The 14,531-nt window shown below is 67.4% G+C and carries 18 protein-coding genes, 1 tRNA gene and 1 pseudogene; 15 read left to right on the forward strand and 5 right to left on the reverse strand.

Translation table 11 applies throughout. The annotated features are described in order from the left end of the window. The first annotated feature begins 48 nt into the window (after nucleotides 1-48). The 5 genes and pseudogenes from CURTO8I2_RS00410 (at nucleotide 49) to CURTO8I2_RS00430 (ending at nucleotide 3,985) form a co-directional block, all read left to right on the forward strand. Nucleotides 49-627 carry an aminodeoxychorismate/anthranilate synthase component II gene (locus CURTO8I2_RS00410; protein WP_159677738.1) on the forward strand — a complete coding sequence of 193 codons (579 nt, stop codon included), beginning with the start codon at nucleotides 49-51 and terminating at the stop codon, nucleotides 625-627. 132 nt (nucleotides 628-759) lie between these two features. Further along, nucleotides 760-1,797, forward strand: coding sequence for an anthranilate phosphoribosyltransferase (gene trpD / locus CURTO8I2_RS00415; protein WP_159677739.1), 1,038 nt, complete (start codon nucleotides 760-762; stop codon nucleotides 1,795-1,797). 93 nt (nucleotides 1,798-1,890) lie between these two features. Beyond that, the gene (locus CURTO8I2_RS00420) at nucleotides 1,891-2,256 is read left to right on the forward strand and encodes an antibiotic biosynthesis monooxygenase (RefSeq protein ID WP_159677741.1); all 366 of its coding nucleotides are present in this window, start codon (nucleotides 1,891-1,893) and stop codon (nucleotides 2,254-2,256) included. A 79-nt stretch (nucleotides 2,257-2,335) separates the two neighbouring features. Continuing rightward, a pseudogene (gene trpC / locus CURTO8I2_RS00425) lies at nucleotides 2,336-3,118 on the forward strand (indole-3-glycerol phosphate synthase TrpC); the annotation flags it as partial. A 138-nt stretch (nucleotides 3,119-3,256) separates the two neighbouring features. Further along, nucleotides 3,257-3,985 (forward strand): haloacid dehalogenase-like hydrolase, encoded by a 729-nt coding sequence (locus CURTO8I2_RS00430; RefSeq protein ID WP_236551105.1) that lies wholly within the window; start codon nucleotides 3,257-3,259, stop codon nucleotides 3,983-3,985. A gap of 3 nt (nucleotides 3,986-3,988) precedes the next feature. On the opposite strand, the gene CURTO8I2_RS00435 is transcribed toward CURTO8I2_RS00430, so the two are convergent. The 3 genes from CURTO8I2_RS00435 to crp all read right to left on the reverse strand — a co-directional run bounded on the left by CURTO8I2_RS00435 (nucleotide 3,989) and on the right by crp (nucleotide 5,934). Continuing rightward, a complete protein-coding gene (locus tag CURTO8I2_RS00435; RefSeq protein ID WP_159677742.1) occupies nucleotides 3,989-4,738 on the reverse strand; it encodes a sulfite exporter TauE/SafE family protein in 750 nt (249 codons plus the stop codon). Nucleotides 4,739-4,813: 75 nt separating this feature from the next. After that, entirely contained in the window at nucleotides 4,814-5,287 is a 474-nt protein-coding gene (locus CURTO8I2_RS00440) for a GNAT family N-acetyltransferase (protein WP_159677743.1), read from the reverse strand. A gap of 11 nt (nucleotides 5,288-5,298) precedes the next feature. Beyond that, complete coding sequence (gene crp / locus CURTO8I2_RS00445; RefSeq protein WP_236551106.1) at nucleotides 5,299-5,934, reverse strand: cAMP-activated global transcriptional regulator CRP; 636 nt, start codon at nucleotides 5,932-5,934, stop codon at nucleotides 5,299-5,301. 191 nt (nucleotides 5,935-6,125) lie between these two features. Here crp and speD point away from each other — a divergent pair, with 191 nt between their 5' ends. Next, entirely contained in the window at nucleotides 6,126-6,917 is a 792-nt protein-coding gene (speD, locus tag CURTO8I2_RS00450) for an adenosylmethionine decarboxylase (protein ID WP_159677746.1), read from the forward strand. A 161-nt stretch (nucleotides 6,918-7,078) separates the two neighbouring features. Here speD and coq7 read toward each other — a convergent pair whose 3' ends face one another. Continuing rightward, a complete protein-coding gene (gene coq7, locus CURTO8I2_RS00455) occupies nucleotides 7,079-7,726 on the reverse strand; it encodes a 2-polyprenyl-3-methyl-6-methoxy-1,4-benzoquinone monooxygenase (protein WP_159677748.1) in 648 nt (215 codons plus the stop codon). 221 nt (nucleotides 7,727-7,947) lie between these two features. Between coq7 and rplM the strand changes: the two genes are divergently transcribed. The 6 genes from rplM (at nucleotide 7,948) to maiA (ending at nucleotide 11,622) form a co-directional block, all read left to right on the forward strand. Continuing rightward, a complete protein-coding gene (rplM, locus tag CURTO8I2_RS00460) occupies nucleotides 7,948-8,376 on the forward strand; it encodes a 50S ribosomal protein L13 (protein ID WP_159677749.1) in 429 nt (142 codons plus the stop codon). Between the two features lie 3 nt (nucleotides 8,377-8,379). Further along, nucleotides 8,380-8,772, forward strand: a complete 393-nt coding sequence (gene rpsI, locus CURTO8I2_RS00465) for a 30S ribosomal protein S9 (RefSeq protein WP_159677751.1) — start codon at nucleotides 8,380-8,382, stop codon at nucleotides 8,770-8,772. Nucleotides 8,773-8,862: 90 nt separating this feature from the next. Next, nucleotides 8,863-8,937, forward strand: a tRNA-Gln gene (locus CURTO8I2_RS00470). Between the two features lie 231 nt (nucleotides 8,938-9,168). Beyond that, complete coding sequence (locus CURTO8I2_RS00475; protein ID WP_159677752.1) at nucleotides 9,169-9,903, forward strand: 2OG-Fe dioxygenase family protein; 735 nt, start codon at nucleotides 9,169-9,171, stop codon at nucleotides 9,901-9,903. Between the two features lie 62 nt (nucleotides 9,904-9,965). Next, nucleotides 9,966-10,958 (forward strand): fumarylacetoacetate hydrolase family protein, encoded by a 993-nt coding sequence (locus CURTO8I2_RS00480; RefSeq protein WP_159677754.1) that lies wholly within the window; start codon nucleotides 9,966-9,968, stop codon nucleotides 10,956-10,958. A 4-nt stretch (nucleotides 10,959-10,962) separates the two neighbouring features. Beyond that, nucleotides 10,963-11,622, forward strand: a complete 660-nt coding sequence (gene maiA, locus CURTO8I2_RS00485; protein WP_159677755.1) for a maleylacetoacetate isomerase — start codon at nucleotides 10,963-10,965, stop codon at nucleotides 11,620-11,622. A gap of 6 nt (nucleotides 11,623-11,628) precedes the next feature. Here maiA and CURTO8I2_RS00490 read toward each other — a convergent pair whose 3' ends face one another. Beyond that, complete coding sequence (locus CURTO8I2_RS00490; RefSeq protein WP_159677757.1) at nucleotides 11,629-12,738, reverse strand: PilT/PilU family type 4a pilus ATPase; 1,110 nt, start codon at nucleotides 12,736-12,738, stop codon at nucleotides 11,629-11,631. 120 nt (nucleotides 12,739-12,858) lie between these two features. On the opposite strand from CURTO8I2_RS00490, the gene CURTO8I2_RS00495 reads away from it, so the two are divergent. The 3 genes from CURTO8I2_RS00495 to CURTO8I2_RS00505 all read left to right on the forward strand — a co-directional run bounded on the left by CURTO8I2_RS00495 (nucleotide 12,859) and on the right by CURTO8I2_RS00505 (nucleotide 14,490). Next, nucleotides 12,859-13,209: a DUF4398 domain-containing protein gene (locus CURTO8I2_RS00495; RefSeq protein WP_236550954.1), complete on the forward strand. Its 351-nt coding sequence runs from the start codon at nucleotides 12,859-12,861 to the stop codon at nucleotides 13,207-13,209. 5 nt (nucleotides 13,210-13,214) lie between these two features. After that, nucleotides 13,215-13,799 (forward strand): hypothetical protein, encoded by a 585-nt coding sequence (locus tag CURTO8I2_RS00500; RefSeq protein WP_159677760.1) that lies wholly within the window; start codon nucleotides 13,215-13,217, stop codon nucleotides 13,797-13,799. Between the two features lie 469 nt (nucleotides 13,800-14,268). After that, nucleotides 14,269-14,490, forward strand: a complete 222-nt coding sequence (locus CURTO8I2_RS00505) for a YdcH family protein (RefSeq protein ID WP_159677762.1) — start codon at nucleotides 14,269-14,271, stop codon at nucleotides 14,488-14,490. Nucleotides 14,491-14,531 lie beyond the last annotated feature (41 nt).

The following is a 14,531-nucleotide window of genomic DNA, read 5'->3' on the forward strand; positions in this document are numbered from 1 at the left end:
GCGACGCGCCGATGCCTCCTTCCATGCTCGACACGCCGGAACCGCCCCATGCTGTTGATGATCGACAACTACGACAGCTTCACCTGGAACCTCGTGCAGTATCTGCAGGCGCTGGGCGCCGAGGTGCGGGTGGAGCGCAACGATGCGCTGACGGTCGACGCGATCCAGAAGCTCGCACCCGAGCGCATCGTGATCTCGCCCGGCCCGTGTACGCCGAACGAGGCGGGCGTGTCGCTGGAACTGATCGAACGCCTCGGCGCGACGACGCCGATCCTCGGCGTGTGCCTCGGCCATCAGGGCATCGGTCAGGCCTATGGCGGCAAGGTCATCCGCGCGCAGCGGATCATGCACGGCAAGACCTCGGCGATCCGTCACGAAGGCCGCGGCGTGTTCGCCGGTCTGCCGGATGGGTACGAGGCCACGCGCTACCACTCGCTGGTGGTCGAGCAGTCATCGCTGCCGGCGTGCCTCGAAGTCACCGCGTGGACCGAGCACGACGACGGCAGCCGCGAGGAGATCATGGGGCTGCGGCATCGCAGCCATCCGGTCGAAGGCGTGCAGTTCCATCCCGAGTCGATCCTGACCGAGCACGGACATGCGCTGCTGAAGAATTTTCTGGAGAGGTGAGGCGTCCCGCGTAGGAGTCCGCGGCATTGCTGCGTTCGCGGGAATGACAGGACGAAAGCGACGCTTTTCACGAATCACGAATCACGGCTTTCAACGGGCGAACGTCCGTTCATCACGAATCACGAGTCCCCCATGCCCATTACCCCCCACGAAGCCCTGCAACGCACCATTGAGCACCGCGAGATCTTCCGCGATGAGATGGTCGAGCTGATGCGCCAGATCATGCGCGGCGAGGTGTCGCCGCTGATGACCGCGGCCATCCTGTCCGGCCTGCGGGTCAAGAAGGAAACCGTCGACGAGATCGCCGGCGCGGCGCAGGTGATGCGCGAGTTCGCGTTGCCTGTGCCGGTCGCCGATGCGGATCGCGCGCATCTGGTCGATATCGTCGGCACCGGCGGCGACGGTGCGCATACGTTCAACATCTCGACGGCGAGCATGTTCGTCGTCGCGGCGGCGGGTGCGAAGGTGGCCAAGCACGGCAACCGCAGTGTGTCGTCGAAGTCGGGCAGTGCCGACGTGCTCGAAGCGCTGGGTGCGCGCATCGATCTGCAGCCGGCCGATGTCGCGCGTTGCATCGCGGCGACCGGCATCGGCTTCATGTTCGCGCCGGTGCATCACCCCGCGATGCAGGCGGTCGCGCCGGTGCGCCGCGAGATGGGTGTGCGCACGATCTTCAACATCCTCGGCCCGCTGACCAATCCGGCCGGTGCGCCGAACATCCTGATGGGCGTGTTCCATCCCGATCTCGTCGGCATCCAGGTGCGCGTGCTGCGCGAACTCGGCGCGCAGCGCGCGCTGGTGGTCTGGGGCCGCGACGGTATGGACGAGATCTCGCTGGGTGCCGGCACGTTGGTCGGCGAGTTGCGTGACGGCGAGGTGCGCGAATACGAGATCCACCCGGAGGATTTCGGCATCGCGATGGCCGCCAGCCGCAATCTGCGTGTCGAGAACGCCGACGAGTCGAAGGCGCTGGTGCGCCAGGCGCTCGACGGCACGCCGGGCCTGGCCCAAGACATCGTGCGTCTCAACGCGGGTGCGGCGCTGTACGTCGCGGGCGTGGCGAGCTCGATCGCGGACGGTGTCGCGCGCGCAGGCGCGGTGATCGCCTCGGGCGACGCGCTGCGCCGATTGGAGACGTTCGTCGCGGAAACGCGCAACACAGGCCTCTGAGACGGCGATTCCGGGCCCGTGGAGCAGGCGGGGCGGTTATGCTGAATGCGCCGCAAGGATGCGGATCCTCCGCGATTCCAGAAGCGATGTTGCATGCCTTGTTCCGTGTTGCCCCGTCCGCCGTACCACGTCGTGATCTTCCGCTACCGCCGCAACGGCGAAGACGCGGCCGGCTACGAGGCCGCCCATCGCAACATGCTCGACACCGCGCAAAGGCAGGCCGGTTGCCTGGGCGTGGAGACGATCGAGGGGGCGGGGGGCGACGGCGTGACCCTGAGCTACTGGAGCGACGAGGCGTCGATACGGGCCTGGCGAGCGCAGGACGCCCGGTGCCTGAGCCGCGAGAAGGACCGGCGCGGCTGGTACGCGCAGTACGCCCTGCAGGTCGCGCAGGTGGAGCGCGCCTACGACTGGTCGCACAACGAGGCGAACGATTCCGCCCCCGCACCCGTGGTCTGAGGGTCCGGCGCACCGCCGCCTGCGTTATCGTGGGCGGCCTTTCCAGACCGGCGCGTTGCGTCGGCCCATGGTGCAGATCTTGAACGACGTCCTGCAGCGCATCCTGGCGCGCAAACACGAAGAAGTCGCTGCGCGCCGCGCGGCCATGCCGCTGGCCGAGGTCGCCGCACGCGCCGCTGCCGCGCCGCCTGTGCGCGGCTTCGCGGCCGCCATTGAAGCGAAGATCGCCGCCGGTCAGACCGCGGTCATTGCCGAGGTCAAGAAAGCGAGTCCGTCGAAGGGCGTGATCCGCCCGGATTTCCGGCCTGCCGACATCGCGCGCAGCTACGCCGCCGGGGGAGCGGCCTGTCTGTCGGTGCTGACCGACATCGATTTCTTCCAGGGCGCGGACGACTACCTGGTGCAGGCGCGTGCAGCCTGCGCGCTGCCGGTGCTGCGCAAGGATTTCATCGTCGATCCCTGGCAGGTCTACGAGGCGCGCGCGCTCGGCGCGGACTGCGTGCTGCTGATCGTCGCGGCCCTCGACGACCGCCAGCTGGTCGAGATCGCCGAACTGGCGATGTCCATCGATCTCGACGTGCTGGTGGAAGTGCACGACATCGACGAGCTCGAACGTGCGCTGCAGGTGCCGGCACCGCTGCTGGGCATCAACAACCGCAGCCTGCGTTCGTTCGAGGTGTCCCTCGACACCACGCTCGCCCTGCAGGACGCGGTCCCGCGCGACCGCCGCCTGGTCACCGAGAGTGGCATCCACACGGCTGCCGACGTCGCGCGCATGCGCGACGCGGGCGTCGACGCCTTCCTGGTCGGCGAAGCCTTCATGCGCGAGCCCGATCCGGGCGCCGCGCTGCGCACGCTGTTCGCGATGCCTTCCCCGCAGTCGACCGACAGCCGCCCCGTCGCCGACATCTCGGCGATCGCGATCGCGGCTGCGACCACGCCGGCGGCAGTCGACACCACCGGCGCGGGCGCCGACCCGGATGCGCCGGTGGTCGCGCACCTGCTCAAGGACGCCACTGCGCACGGCACCGCGCGGACCGTGGTCTTCGATTTCGACCACACCCTCTACGACGGTGACTCGGGTACCGATCTGTTCCGCTGGCTGATCACGCGCAGCGTCTGGCGCACTGCGCTCGCCTGCCTCGCCGCGCCGGTGCTCGGGCCGATGATCGCGTGCCTGCCGACGCGTCGTTACGGCATTTCCGGCTTCGTCTGGATCGGCACCGTCGGGCTGCACAGCCGCGGGGTGCTGGACCGGTTGATCGACCGTTACGTCGCCGACAACGCCGCCAGCATCCGCCCCAAGCTGCTGCCGATCGCGCTGCAGGTCCTGCATGCGCATCGCGTCGCCGGCGACAACGTGGTTATCGCGACCGGCGCGCCGCCCGAGCTGGCGCGCGCGATCCTCGCCTTCGTCGCGCACGAAGCCGTGCCGGTGATCGGCACTGCGGTCGGGCCGAAGTTCGGCGCCGTCGTCGCCACCCGTCACTGCCATGCCGAAGAGAAGATGCGGATGCTGCGCGAGCGCGGCTACGGCGCGATCGACATCGCGTACTCGGACTCCTCGGCCGACATGCCGTTGCTCAAGGCGGCCAGGGCGCCGGTCGTGGTGAATCCGAAGGCGGACAACGTCGACATGTTCCGGCGCGCGCTGCCGACGGGGACACCGGTGCTCAACTGGGGCTGCGCCGACCGCGGCGGCGATCCGGTCGCATCCCCCGCGGCCTGAGACTCAGGCCAGCAGGGTGCGGCCGATCTGGTAGAGGCTGATCGCCATCACCAGCACGCCCACCGCGAGCAGGACCCATCGTTCGCGCACGTGCCTGACGAACAGCGCCGCCAGCGGCGCGGCGATCATGCCGCCGACCAGCAGGCCCAGGATCACGTCCAGGTGCTGCAGGCCCATCGTGAGGAAGAACGTCACCGAGATCGACACGGTCACCAGGAACTCGGCCGCGTTGACGGTGCCGATCGTGGTGCGCGCCGTGCCGCCGCGCGCCAGCAGTGTGGACGTGGCGACCGGGCCCCATCCGCCGCCGCCGCTGGCATCGAGCAGGCCGGCGAAGAAGCCGAGCAGTGACACCCGGCGCACTTCCGTCTTCGGCGTCAGCCGGCCGGCTGCACGCAGCAGGATCACCAACGACAGGATCAGCAGGTAGGCGTAGATGAAAGGCCGGATCACGTCGCCCGGCAGCTGGGTCAGGACATACGCACCCATCGCGCCGCCGACCATGCCGGGCAGTGCCAGACGCAGGAACAGGCGCCTGTCGACGTTGCGCATCGCCAGATGCGAGGCGCCCGAGGCGCCGGTGGTGAAGACCTCGGCGGTGTGCACGCTGGCGCTGACCGCCGCCGGCGGCACGCCCATGCTCAGCAGGACCGACGACGACACCAGGCCGAAGGCCATGCCGAGCGCGCCGTCGACCAGCTGCGCGGCCAGCCCGACCAGCACGAACAGAAGGAATTGATCGCCGAGTTCCATGCTGCAGGCTCCGGAGGCCAGCGCAGTGTGCAGGGAGTGCGTGACCAGGGCGTGTGGCCGCCTCCGGCGCGGGGGTCAGGCGTCGCCGAGCCGCTTGATGAAGCGCAGGGTGCCGTCCGAAAAACCGCAGGCCTTGTAGAACGCGTGTGCGTCGGCGCGCTGCGAACCGCTGACCAGCTCCAGCCGCGCCGCGCCGGCGAAACGCGCCCGGCGGTCGGCTTCCTTGAGCAACTGGCGACCCAGTCCCTTGCCTTGCGCATCGCTGGTGACGATCAGCGCGGTGATGCGGCAGGTCGTGGAGCCCAGCGGCAGGTAATACATGAAGTCGAGCGCGATCAGGCCGCAGACCCGACCGCCACTGCGGGCGACGACGAGCGCCTGGCGATCGTTGGCGGTGATCTGGCGGATGCGCTCGCGGGCCTCGGCTTCGGTACAGGGATAGCCCATCTCCGAGAGCAGCGCGGCGACGTCGTCGGCGTCGATGGCCGACGCGCTGCGCAGGTCGGCATCGGGCAGGTCGCCACGCGGGCCGAAGTGACCGAGGCTCATGACGCCGGCGCCTAGCGCGTGCCGAACAGCACGATGGTCTTGCCGCGTGCGGTCAGCTTGCCGTCGAGCTGCAGCTTCTTCAGCACACGTCCCGCCATCTCCCGCGAGCAGCCGACCAGGCGCGCCAGTTCCTGCCGTGAGATCCGCAACTGCGTGCCCTGCGGATGACTCATGGCCTCCGGCTCGCGGGTGAGGTCATGCAGGGTGCGGATGATGCGGTCGGTGACGTCGAGGAACGCCAGGCGACCCGCCTTGCGGCTGGTGTCGAGCAGGCGCCGCGAGAGCTGCGCGCCGATGGCGTACATGATCGAGGTCGCGTCGTTGGCGAGCACGCCGTCGAACAACTGGTACAGGCGCTCGTAGCTGATCTCCGCGAGTTCGCACTGCGTGCGCGTGCGCAGGATGACCTCGCGCACGTCGGATTCGATGAACAAGCCCATCTCGCCGACCAGTTCGCCGTTGCCGAAATAGCCGAGGATCAGCTCGCGACCGTCGTCTTCCTCGGTGATGATGCTGACCGAACCGCTGACGACGAAGTACAGCGTGCCGGCCGGATCCCCCGGACGGAACACGTCGCTGCGCGGCGGATACCGGCGTCGATGGCAATGGGCGAGAAAGCGCTCGATCGCCGCCGGCGTGGGTGCCATCGGGTGCGGTGGGCGGGCATGGGGATTGATCAGGGCCACAGGGGTCGGGGTCATGGGCTTCGGATCGGGAGAATGTCGCAGAGTAGGCGCTCCCGCCGCCAGGGGCAAACCGCGCGTGACCCCGAGGTCGCGAGGCGAGGGTGCTTTGCCGCATAATCTCCGTTTCGCCCAACCCCCGAGGGTCGACCGCCGTGGTCAAACCGCTCCCGCGTCTGAAGCTCCAGGGCTTCAACAACCTGACCAAGGCGCTGTCGTTCAACATCTACGACGTGTGTTATGCCGCGTCCGAGGACGAGCGCCAGCGCTACATCGCGTACATCGACGAGGTCTACAACGCCGACAGGCTGACCCAGATCCTGACCGATGTGGCGGAGATCATCGGCGCGAACATCCTCAACGTCGCCCGCCAGGATTACGAGCCGCAGGGCGCGTCGGTGACCATCCTCATTTCCGAGGAGCCGGTGATCGACAAGTCGCAGGCGAAGGGCGTGATTTCCGACGCCGTCGTCGCGCATCTCGACAAGTCGCACATCACGGTGCACACGTATCCGGAAACCCATCCGGACAACGGCATCGCGACCTTCCGCGCCGACATCGACGTGGCCACCTGCGGCGTGATCTCGCCGCTGAAGGCGTTGAACTACCTGATCGAGAGCCTCGAGTCCGACATCGTGGTGATGGATTACCGCGTGCGCGGTTTCACCCGCGACGTGAAGGGCAAGAAGCACTACATCGACCACAAGATCAATTCGATCCAGGACTACCTGGCGAAGAACATCAAGTCGCGTTACGACGCGCTCGACGTGAACGTCTACCAGGAAAACATCTTCCACACGAAGATGCATCTGAAGGAGTTCGATCTCGACCAGTACCTGTTCGAAGAGAAGGCGCGCAATCTCTCGTTCAAGGAGCGGATGAAGATCGAGGCGCGCCTGCGCCGCGAGATCGAAGAGCTCTACCACGGCCGCAATCTGGTCGACTGACGGCCTGCGGTGATGCGTGACGGGTGACTCGAACCGGTCACGCACGAAAAAAAAGGCCCCGCGTGATGCGGGGCCTTTTCCGTTGTCGAGCGGGTACCGGTCAGGCGTCCGTCGACCGGGATGCTCCCGGTCGGATCACCCCTCACGCGTCCGGCATCGACTCACAACCGGTACGCAACCGCCTTCATCAGGCTCGACGCGGTCGCCATCAGCGAGGGCACCGGCCACGGCAGCACGCGCGCGCCCGCCTGTTCGGCGTGCTCGGCATGGCGCGCCTCATCCTCCTTCATTTGCTTGAGGATGCCGCGGCTGCGCTGGTCGGCTTCCGGCAGCGTCTGCAGATGTTCGTCGAGATGCGCTTCCACCTGGCGTTCGGTCTCGACCACGAAGCCGAGGTTCCAGCCGTCACCGCGCAGGCCGGCGACGACGCCCAGGGCGTAGCTGCCGCCGTACCACAGCGGGTTGAACACGCTGGGCCGGCTGTCGAGTTCGCGCAATCGCTGGGCGCACCAGGCCAGGTGATCGGTTTCCTCCTGCGCGGCATCGAGCAGGTGCGCCCGGGTATCGGCCTCGCGGGCGACCGCGGCCTGGCCGAAGTACAGCCCTTGCGCGCAGACCTCGCCGACGTGGTTGATGCGCATCAGCCCCGCCGCATGACGGCGCTCGGCATCATTGAGGACCACATCGGGTGTGTCGACGGCCGGATTGGGCCGCGTCGCAGGCGGATTGCCGAATACGGTGTCCAGCGCGCGCTGGGTTTCCACCAGCAACTGGTCGACGGGATTGAAGCGGGGCCGGGGCAAAGCCATCGGGATACATCCTGCGGCGCGGCGGCTGGCCGCGTGGCGTATCATTCTCGGCCCTCGTTCCCGGCCGCGCCAGCGTCCGGCGGCACGTGGACCGGCCCGGTTGCGTGAACACGGGGCGGCGGCTATCATTCCGCTTCTGTGTTGCACGCTCTACAACGCGAGGCGACGTTCCGCCGGCCACCGGCGCAACCAGCCCGACCAGTCACCCATCGAGTATTCCCATGAAGACCTTTATTGCCAAGAACGAGACCGTCCAGCGCGACTGGTATCTCGTCGACGCTTCCGGCAAGACCCTGGGCCGCCTGAGCGCGGAAATCGCCCACCGTCTGCGCGGCAAGCACAAGCCCGTCTACACCCCGCACGTCGATACCGGCGACTACATCATCGTGGTCAACGCCGAGAAGATCGCCGTCACCGGCAAGAAGATGACGGACAAGCTCTACCACCGTTTCACGGGCTACATCGGCAACCTGAAGACCGAGACCCTGGGCCAGGCGCTTGAGCGCCACCCGGAGCGCGTGATCGAGATCGCCGTCAAGGGCATGCTGCCGAAGAACACCCTCGGCCGCGCCATGTACCGCAAGCTCAAGGTCTACAAGGGTGCCGAGCACCCGCACGCCGCCCAGCAGCCGCAGCCCCTGGAACTCTAAGTCATGGCAATTACCCAGAATTACGGCACCGGCCGTCGCAAGTCCTCCGTCGCCCGCGTGTTCCTGCGCAAGGGCAGCGGCAAGATCACCGTCAACGACCGTCCGCTCGACGAGTTCTTCGGCCGTGAGACCGCGCGCATGATCGTGCGCCAGCCGCTCGAACTGACCCAGAACACCGAGACGTTCGACATCCTGGTGACGACCACCGGTGGTGGCACGACCGGCCAGGCCGGTGCGATCCGTCTCGGCATCTCGCGCGCGCTGGTCGAATACGACGAGACGCTGAAGATCGAGCTGCGCAAGGCGGGCTTCATGACCCGTGACGCACGCGAAGTCGAGCGCAAGAAGGTCGGCCTGCACAAGGCACGTCGCGCCACGCAGTTCTCGAAGCGCTGATCGCGCTTTGCCGGATCCGCGCGGATGCGTGGATCCGGTGTTCGCCGAAGCTTGCGGAGCACTGCGGTTTCGGCGTTACAATATGTTCATAGCCCCGTCGCCAAGCGGTAAGGCACCTGACTCTGACTCAGGCATTCGGAGGTTCGAATCCTTCCGGGGCTGCCACATCGAAAACGAAAAAGCCCGCCGAAAGGTGGGCTTTTTTGTGGCCACGGGTTAGCTGCCAGCCATGCTGCGGTCCGTGATCCGGGCTGCGGCGGCAGACAGCGCACTGGGCGTTCCGTTCGGCGGGATGCCGGGTGTGGGGTCCTGCCGTGCCGCTCGCGGACGACAGCATTCCACGCCGCTGTGCGGCGACACGATGCGCGCGCGTCGATGCCGCTCTAGAATCCCGCGATGAACGCATTCCCGCCTCCCTACACCGCGCCCGATGCCGTGGTCGACGTCCTGCGCACGCGCGGCTGCGCGGTGCTCGCGCCGTCGACGCTCGCCACGCTGTGTGGCGTGCGGCCCGATGCGTTGCAGGCATGGCGTGCCTATTGGGACGAGCTGCCACCCGATGCGTATCTCAAGGATGGTGGCCGCTACCGCCGGCGTCGCCACGCCTGCTTCGTGCAGCAAGGCGACGCGCTCGAGCAGGTTGCACCTCGCGCGCACTGGCAATCCGAGGACTACAACGCCCTGCACGGTGGCATGCATCGGTGGTTCGAACCCCTCGCGCCGACGCTCGTCGCCGATCCAGCGTGGACGCGACTCGTCGCCGGATTGGGGCAGGTGTTCGCGCAGGTGCGCGATGACGGCGACTGGCACATCGAAGCCCACCAGTTCCGCATCGACACCACCGATGGCATCGGCCGTCCGACGCCCGAAGGCGCGCACCGCGACGGCGTGGATTTCGTCGCGGTCCTGCTGGTGGGACGGACCGGCATCAAGGGGGGCGAAACGCGGGTGTTCGAGGCGGACGGGCCTGCCGGGCAGCGCTTCACCCTGACCGAGCCCTGGGCGGTGCTGCTGCTCGACGACCATCGCGTCATCCACGAATCGACGCCCATCCAGCCCGCCGGTGATGCGGGCCATCGCGACACACTCGTGTTGACGTACCGCGGCCGCGCCTTCCAGGGCGAAGACTGACGCGTTCGACCGGCCGGGTTCGTTACAATCGCAACAATTAGTCGACGTCAACCGGAGTTGCCATGAAGCTGGGTTCTTTGAAGGAGGGCGGCCGTGACGGCACCCTGATCGTCGTCTCGCGCGACCTGGGCAGCGCCGTGCGGGCGACCGGCGTCGCCGCGACGCTGCAGCAGGCGCTCGACGACTGGTCGAACACCGCGCCGCGCCTCAACGCACTGTACGAATCGCTCAATGCGGGCGACGCCGACGGCGTCTTCGATCTCGATGTCGCCCGCCTGGCTGCGCCGCTGCCGCGCGCCTACGAATTCGTCGACGGCAGCGCGTACCTGCCGCACGTCGAGCGCGTTCGTCGCGCGCGGGGCGCCGAGGTGCCGGAGAGCTTCTACACCGATCCGCTGATGTACCAGGCGACCAGCGCCGGTTTCTACGGGCCGCGCGATACCGTCAAGGTCACCAGCGAAGAGCACGGCATCGATCTCGAGGCGGAGATCGTCGTGATCACCGACGACGTGCCGATGGCGGTGACGCCCGAGCAGGCCGCCGGGCACATCCAGCTGGTCGGTCTGGTCAACGACGTCTCCCTGCGCAATCTGATTCCAGGCGAACTCGCGAAAGGCTTCGGCTTCCTGCAGGCCAAGCCGCGCTCGGCGCTGAGTCCGGTGTTCGTGACGCCGGACGAGCTGGGCGATGCCTGGCAGGGCAACAAGCTCCATCTGCCGCTGCTCACGCACATCAACGGCGAATGGTTCGGCGCGCCGGAAGCGGGTGTCGATATGCAGTTCGATTTCTCGCAGCTGGTCGCGCATGCGGCGAAGACGCGGTCGCTGGTGGCCGGCACGATCGTCGGCTCCGGCACGATCGCCAACGAGGACACCGCGAAAGGCGCGTCATGCTTCGCCGAGAAGCGCACCGTCGAAACCCTGGAGCAGGGCGCGGCCAAGACGCCGTTCATGGCGTTCGGCGACACCGTGCGCATCGAGATGCTCGACGCGAGCGGTGCGAGCATCTTCGGTGCGATCGAGCAGGTGATCGAACGCCAGGCGCTGCCGGAGTAAACCGATGACCGCTGCGCTGACGCTGCATACCTACTGGCGCTCCAGCGCGGCGTATCGCGTGCGCATCGCGCTGCATCTCAAGGGTCTGCCCTTCGTCAGCGTGCCCGTGCACCTGGTCAAGGATGGCGGCGAACAGCGACTGCCGGCGTTCGCGGCGCGCAATCCGCAACGGCTGGTACCGACGCTGCAGCATGGCGACGCGGTGCTGACCCAGTCGCTGTCGATCATCGAATACCTGGACGAGACGTTTCCGGACGTGCCGTTGCTGCCCGGCGATGCGTGGTCGCGGCAGCGTGCGCGCGCGCTCGCCCAACTGGTCGCCTGCGACATCCACCCGCTCGGCAACCTGCGCGTGCTGCAGTATCTGGAGCACGAACTGCAGCTGCCGTCCGAAGCACGCACGCAGTGGGTCGCGCGCTGGGTGCGTGACGGTCTGGCCGCATTCGAAGCGCTGCTGTTGCAGCAGGGCGCGGGTGAGTTCTGCGTCGGCGATGCACCGACGCTCGCCGACTGTGCCCTGGTGCCGCAGCTCTACAACGCGCGCCGATTCGGTATCGATCTGGCGCCGTATCCGACGGTCCGCCGGATCGACGCGGCGTGTGCCGCCCTGCCTGCATTCGAGGCGGCGGTGCCGGAACGGCAGGCGGACGCGCCGCCCGCCTGAGCGGACCTACGGGTCGGTCCCGAACACGTCCGCATAGGGGTCGTGACTGCCGGACCCGCCTTCCGAGAGCCGGAACTTCAGGTCCAGGCCGTCGCGTGAGTCCGCTGCACGCAGCGCGGTCTCACGTTCGATTCGGCCTTCCTTGTACAGGCGGAACAGGCACTGGTCGAAGGTTTCGACGCCGTCCTCCAGCGAATCCTCCATCGCCTGCTTGATCTCGTGCACCTGGCCGCGGCGCAGCAGGTCGCGGATCATCGGCGTGTTGAGCAGGACCTCGGTCGCCGGCAGGCGGCGACCGTCCTTGCCGGCCACCAGGCGCTGCGACACCACCGCGCGCAGGTTCAGCGCGAGGTTCATCAGCACGTTCTTGTGCGCGGCTTCGGGGAAGAAGTTGAGGATGCGCTCGATCGTCTGGTCGGCGTTGTTGGAGTGCAGCGTCGCCAGGCAGATGTGGCCGGTCTCGGCGAAGGAGATCGCCGCTTCCATCGTCGTCGCGTCGAGAATTTCGCCGATCAGGATGACGTCGGGCGCCTCGCGCATCGCGTTCTTGAGCGCGTTGTGGAAGGTCAGCGTGTCCAGCCCCACCTCGCGCTGGTTGACCAGCGACTTCTTGTGCCGGTGCAGGTACTCGATGGGATCCTCGATGGTGAGGATGTGCCCCGAGCTGCTCGCATTGCGGTGGTCGATCATCGAGGCCAGCGTGGTCGACTTGCCCGAGCCGGTGGAACCGACGATCAGCACCAGCCCGCGCGGGGCCATGATGATGTCCTTGAGCACCTGCGGCAGCTGCAGCTCCTCGATGCTCGGGATGTTGCTGCGGATCGCACGGATGACCATGCCCGCTTCGCCGCGCTGCTTGAACACGTTGACGCGGAAGCGCCCGGCGTCCTGCAGCGAATAGGCCATGTTGAGCTCGAAATCGCGCTCGAACTGCTGGATCTGGCTCTCGTCCATCAGCGAATAGGCGATCTTGCGGACCATGCCGGGCGGCAGGCCCGTACTGCCCAGCGGGTAGAGCTTGCCTTCGACCTTGATGTACACCGGCGCGCCCGTACTCAGGAACATGTCGGACGCATTCTTCTCGGTCATCAGCTTCAGGAAGTAGCCGATATCCATGTACGAACTCCCCAGGTGCGACCGGCCTGCGTTGCGCATCCGGTGGCGGCTGACCACAATGACCCGATCACGCGTCCGGGCACGATTTTGATGAACACAAGCTTCGCATACATCCGTCCAATGCTGCAGGGCCTCGCGCTCGCAGGTGTGCTGGGGCTCGCCGGTTGTGCGAGCACGCCGCCGCCGACCGAGGAGCTCGCCGCAGCGCAGTTGTCGGTCACTCGCGCCGGCGACGCCGACGCCGACCAGTACGCACCGGCCGACATCCAGCAGGCGCGCCGTGCGCTGTCGCAGGCCCAGGCCGCGATGGGCATGGACCGCGCCGACGAGGCGAGGACGCTTGCGCTCTCCGCCAGTGCATTGGCCGATCTGGCCCATGCCCGCGCGCGCCAGGCGGAAGCCGAGTCCGAACTGTCCGCGCGGCGGGCCGAGATCACCAATCTGCGCCAGCGGCTGCAGGTGGAGGAATGAGCACGATGGAATCCAAGATCCGCTACGCGCTGGTGCTGTCGCTGCTCGTTCCATTTGCCGCGGTGGCGCAGTCCGCGCAGGAAGGCGAGGCGGACCGGCTGCAGGCGCGACTGCAGGCGATCGACACCAATCCGGACACCGCCGGCACGGCTGCGTATGAACGGCTGCAGGCGCGCCAGTCGCTGGCCGCGCTGACCGCCGCCCGCAGCAACCAGCGGGCAGCCGCACTGCAGATCGCGCAGTGGCGGGTGGAAACCGCCGAACTCGCGGCCCGCACCGAAGCTACGCGCCGCGAGCTGACCCAGCTCGAGCGCGAGCGCAGCGCCCTGATCGTCGAAGCCAGCCGTGCGGACGCCGTGCGCGCCCGCCAGGAGGCCGAGCGTCTGCGCATCCAGGCCCAGATCCAGGCCGAGGAAGCCGCGCGCCTGCGGCTTGCCGCTGAGGAAGAAGTCACCGCACGCCAGCAGGCCGAGACGGTGCTCCAGGGCGTGGCCAGCGGCGAGGCGGCCAAGCTGCGCGCCGCCCGCCAGCGCGACGCCGAATTGCGTCGCCGTGAGGCCGAGCTGCTCAAGAGCCTCGAGCAGCCCTGACCCTGGACCGCTGGCGTATGCAGTCCTGCCCGTGCGCCACGCATTGCAGGCTGTGCGCCAGCCCCGCACGTCCGGATGTTAGTTTTTCGTCAGACTGAATCCAATTGGAATCAATGACTTACATCACATTTTCGAAGTGATTGGCGTCGTGATGCGGTTTGCGCGCATCGCGGATGTAAGCGTTTCCGAATGCGGAAGCGCATGACGACTCAGATGGCGGATATCGCCCTTGTAGGGCCCCGGTCCGAGGAGTAGGGTCGGTTGTCCGGGAGGCACAGATTTCGTCCGCCGCCCGGTCACTGAGCCAGGCCGATGACCGAGATGATCCCCCACGAGGTCCCCGCATTCCGTCCGCAGGACGGCCGCGGCGACCTGATCGGATCAATCGCCCCACGTTCCTGGATGCAGCCCACCTAGCGCCCCGCCCGTCACCGGTCGGGGCGTTCGTATTTCCAGTCAGGAGGATTCCATGTTCGAAGCGCAATCGCAGACCGAACTCGAAGAGATCATGAAAGGAAACATCGAGTTCCGGCAGCTCTACTTCCGGCACAAGGAGCTGGACAAGAAGGTGCTGAACGCAGAGCTCGGCGTGTTCGCCGTCGATGAGGCCACGCTGTCGCAGATGAAGCGCGAAAAGCTCGCGGCAAAGGATCGCCTGACCCAGATGTACGACCAGATGCAGAAACACTAGGTTCCGGCTGTCGCGGGCGGTGGCGGCCATCCTCGTCGGTC

The sequence above is a fragment of the Luteimonas sp. 9C genome (assembly GCF_902506295.1).
Classification (GTDB): domain Bacteria; phylum Pseudomonadota; class Gammaproteobacteria; order Xanthomonadales; family Xanthomonadaceae; genus Luteimonas.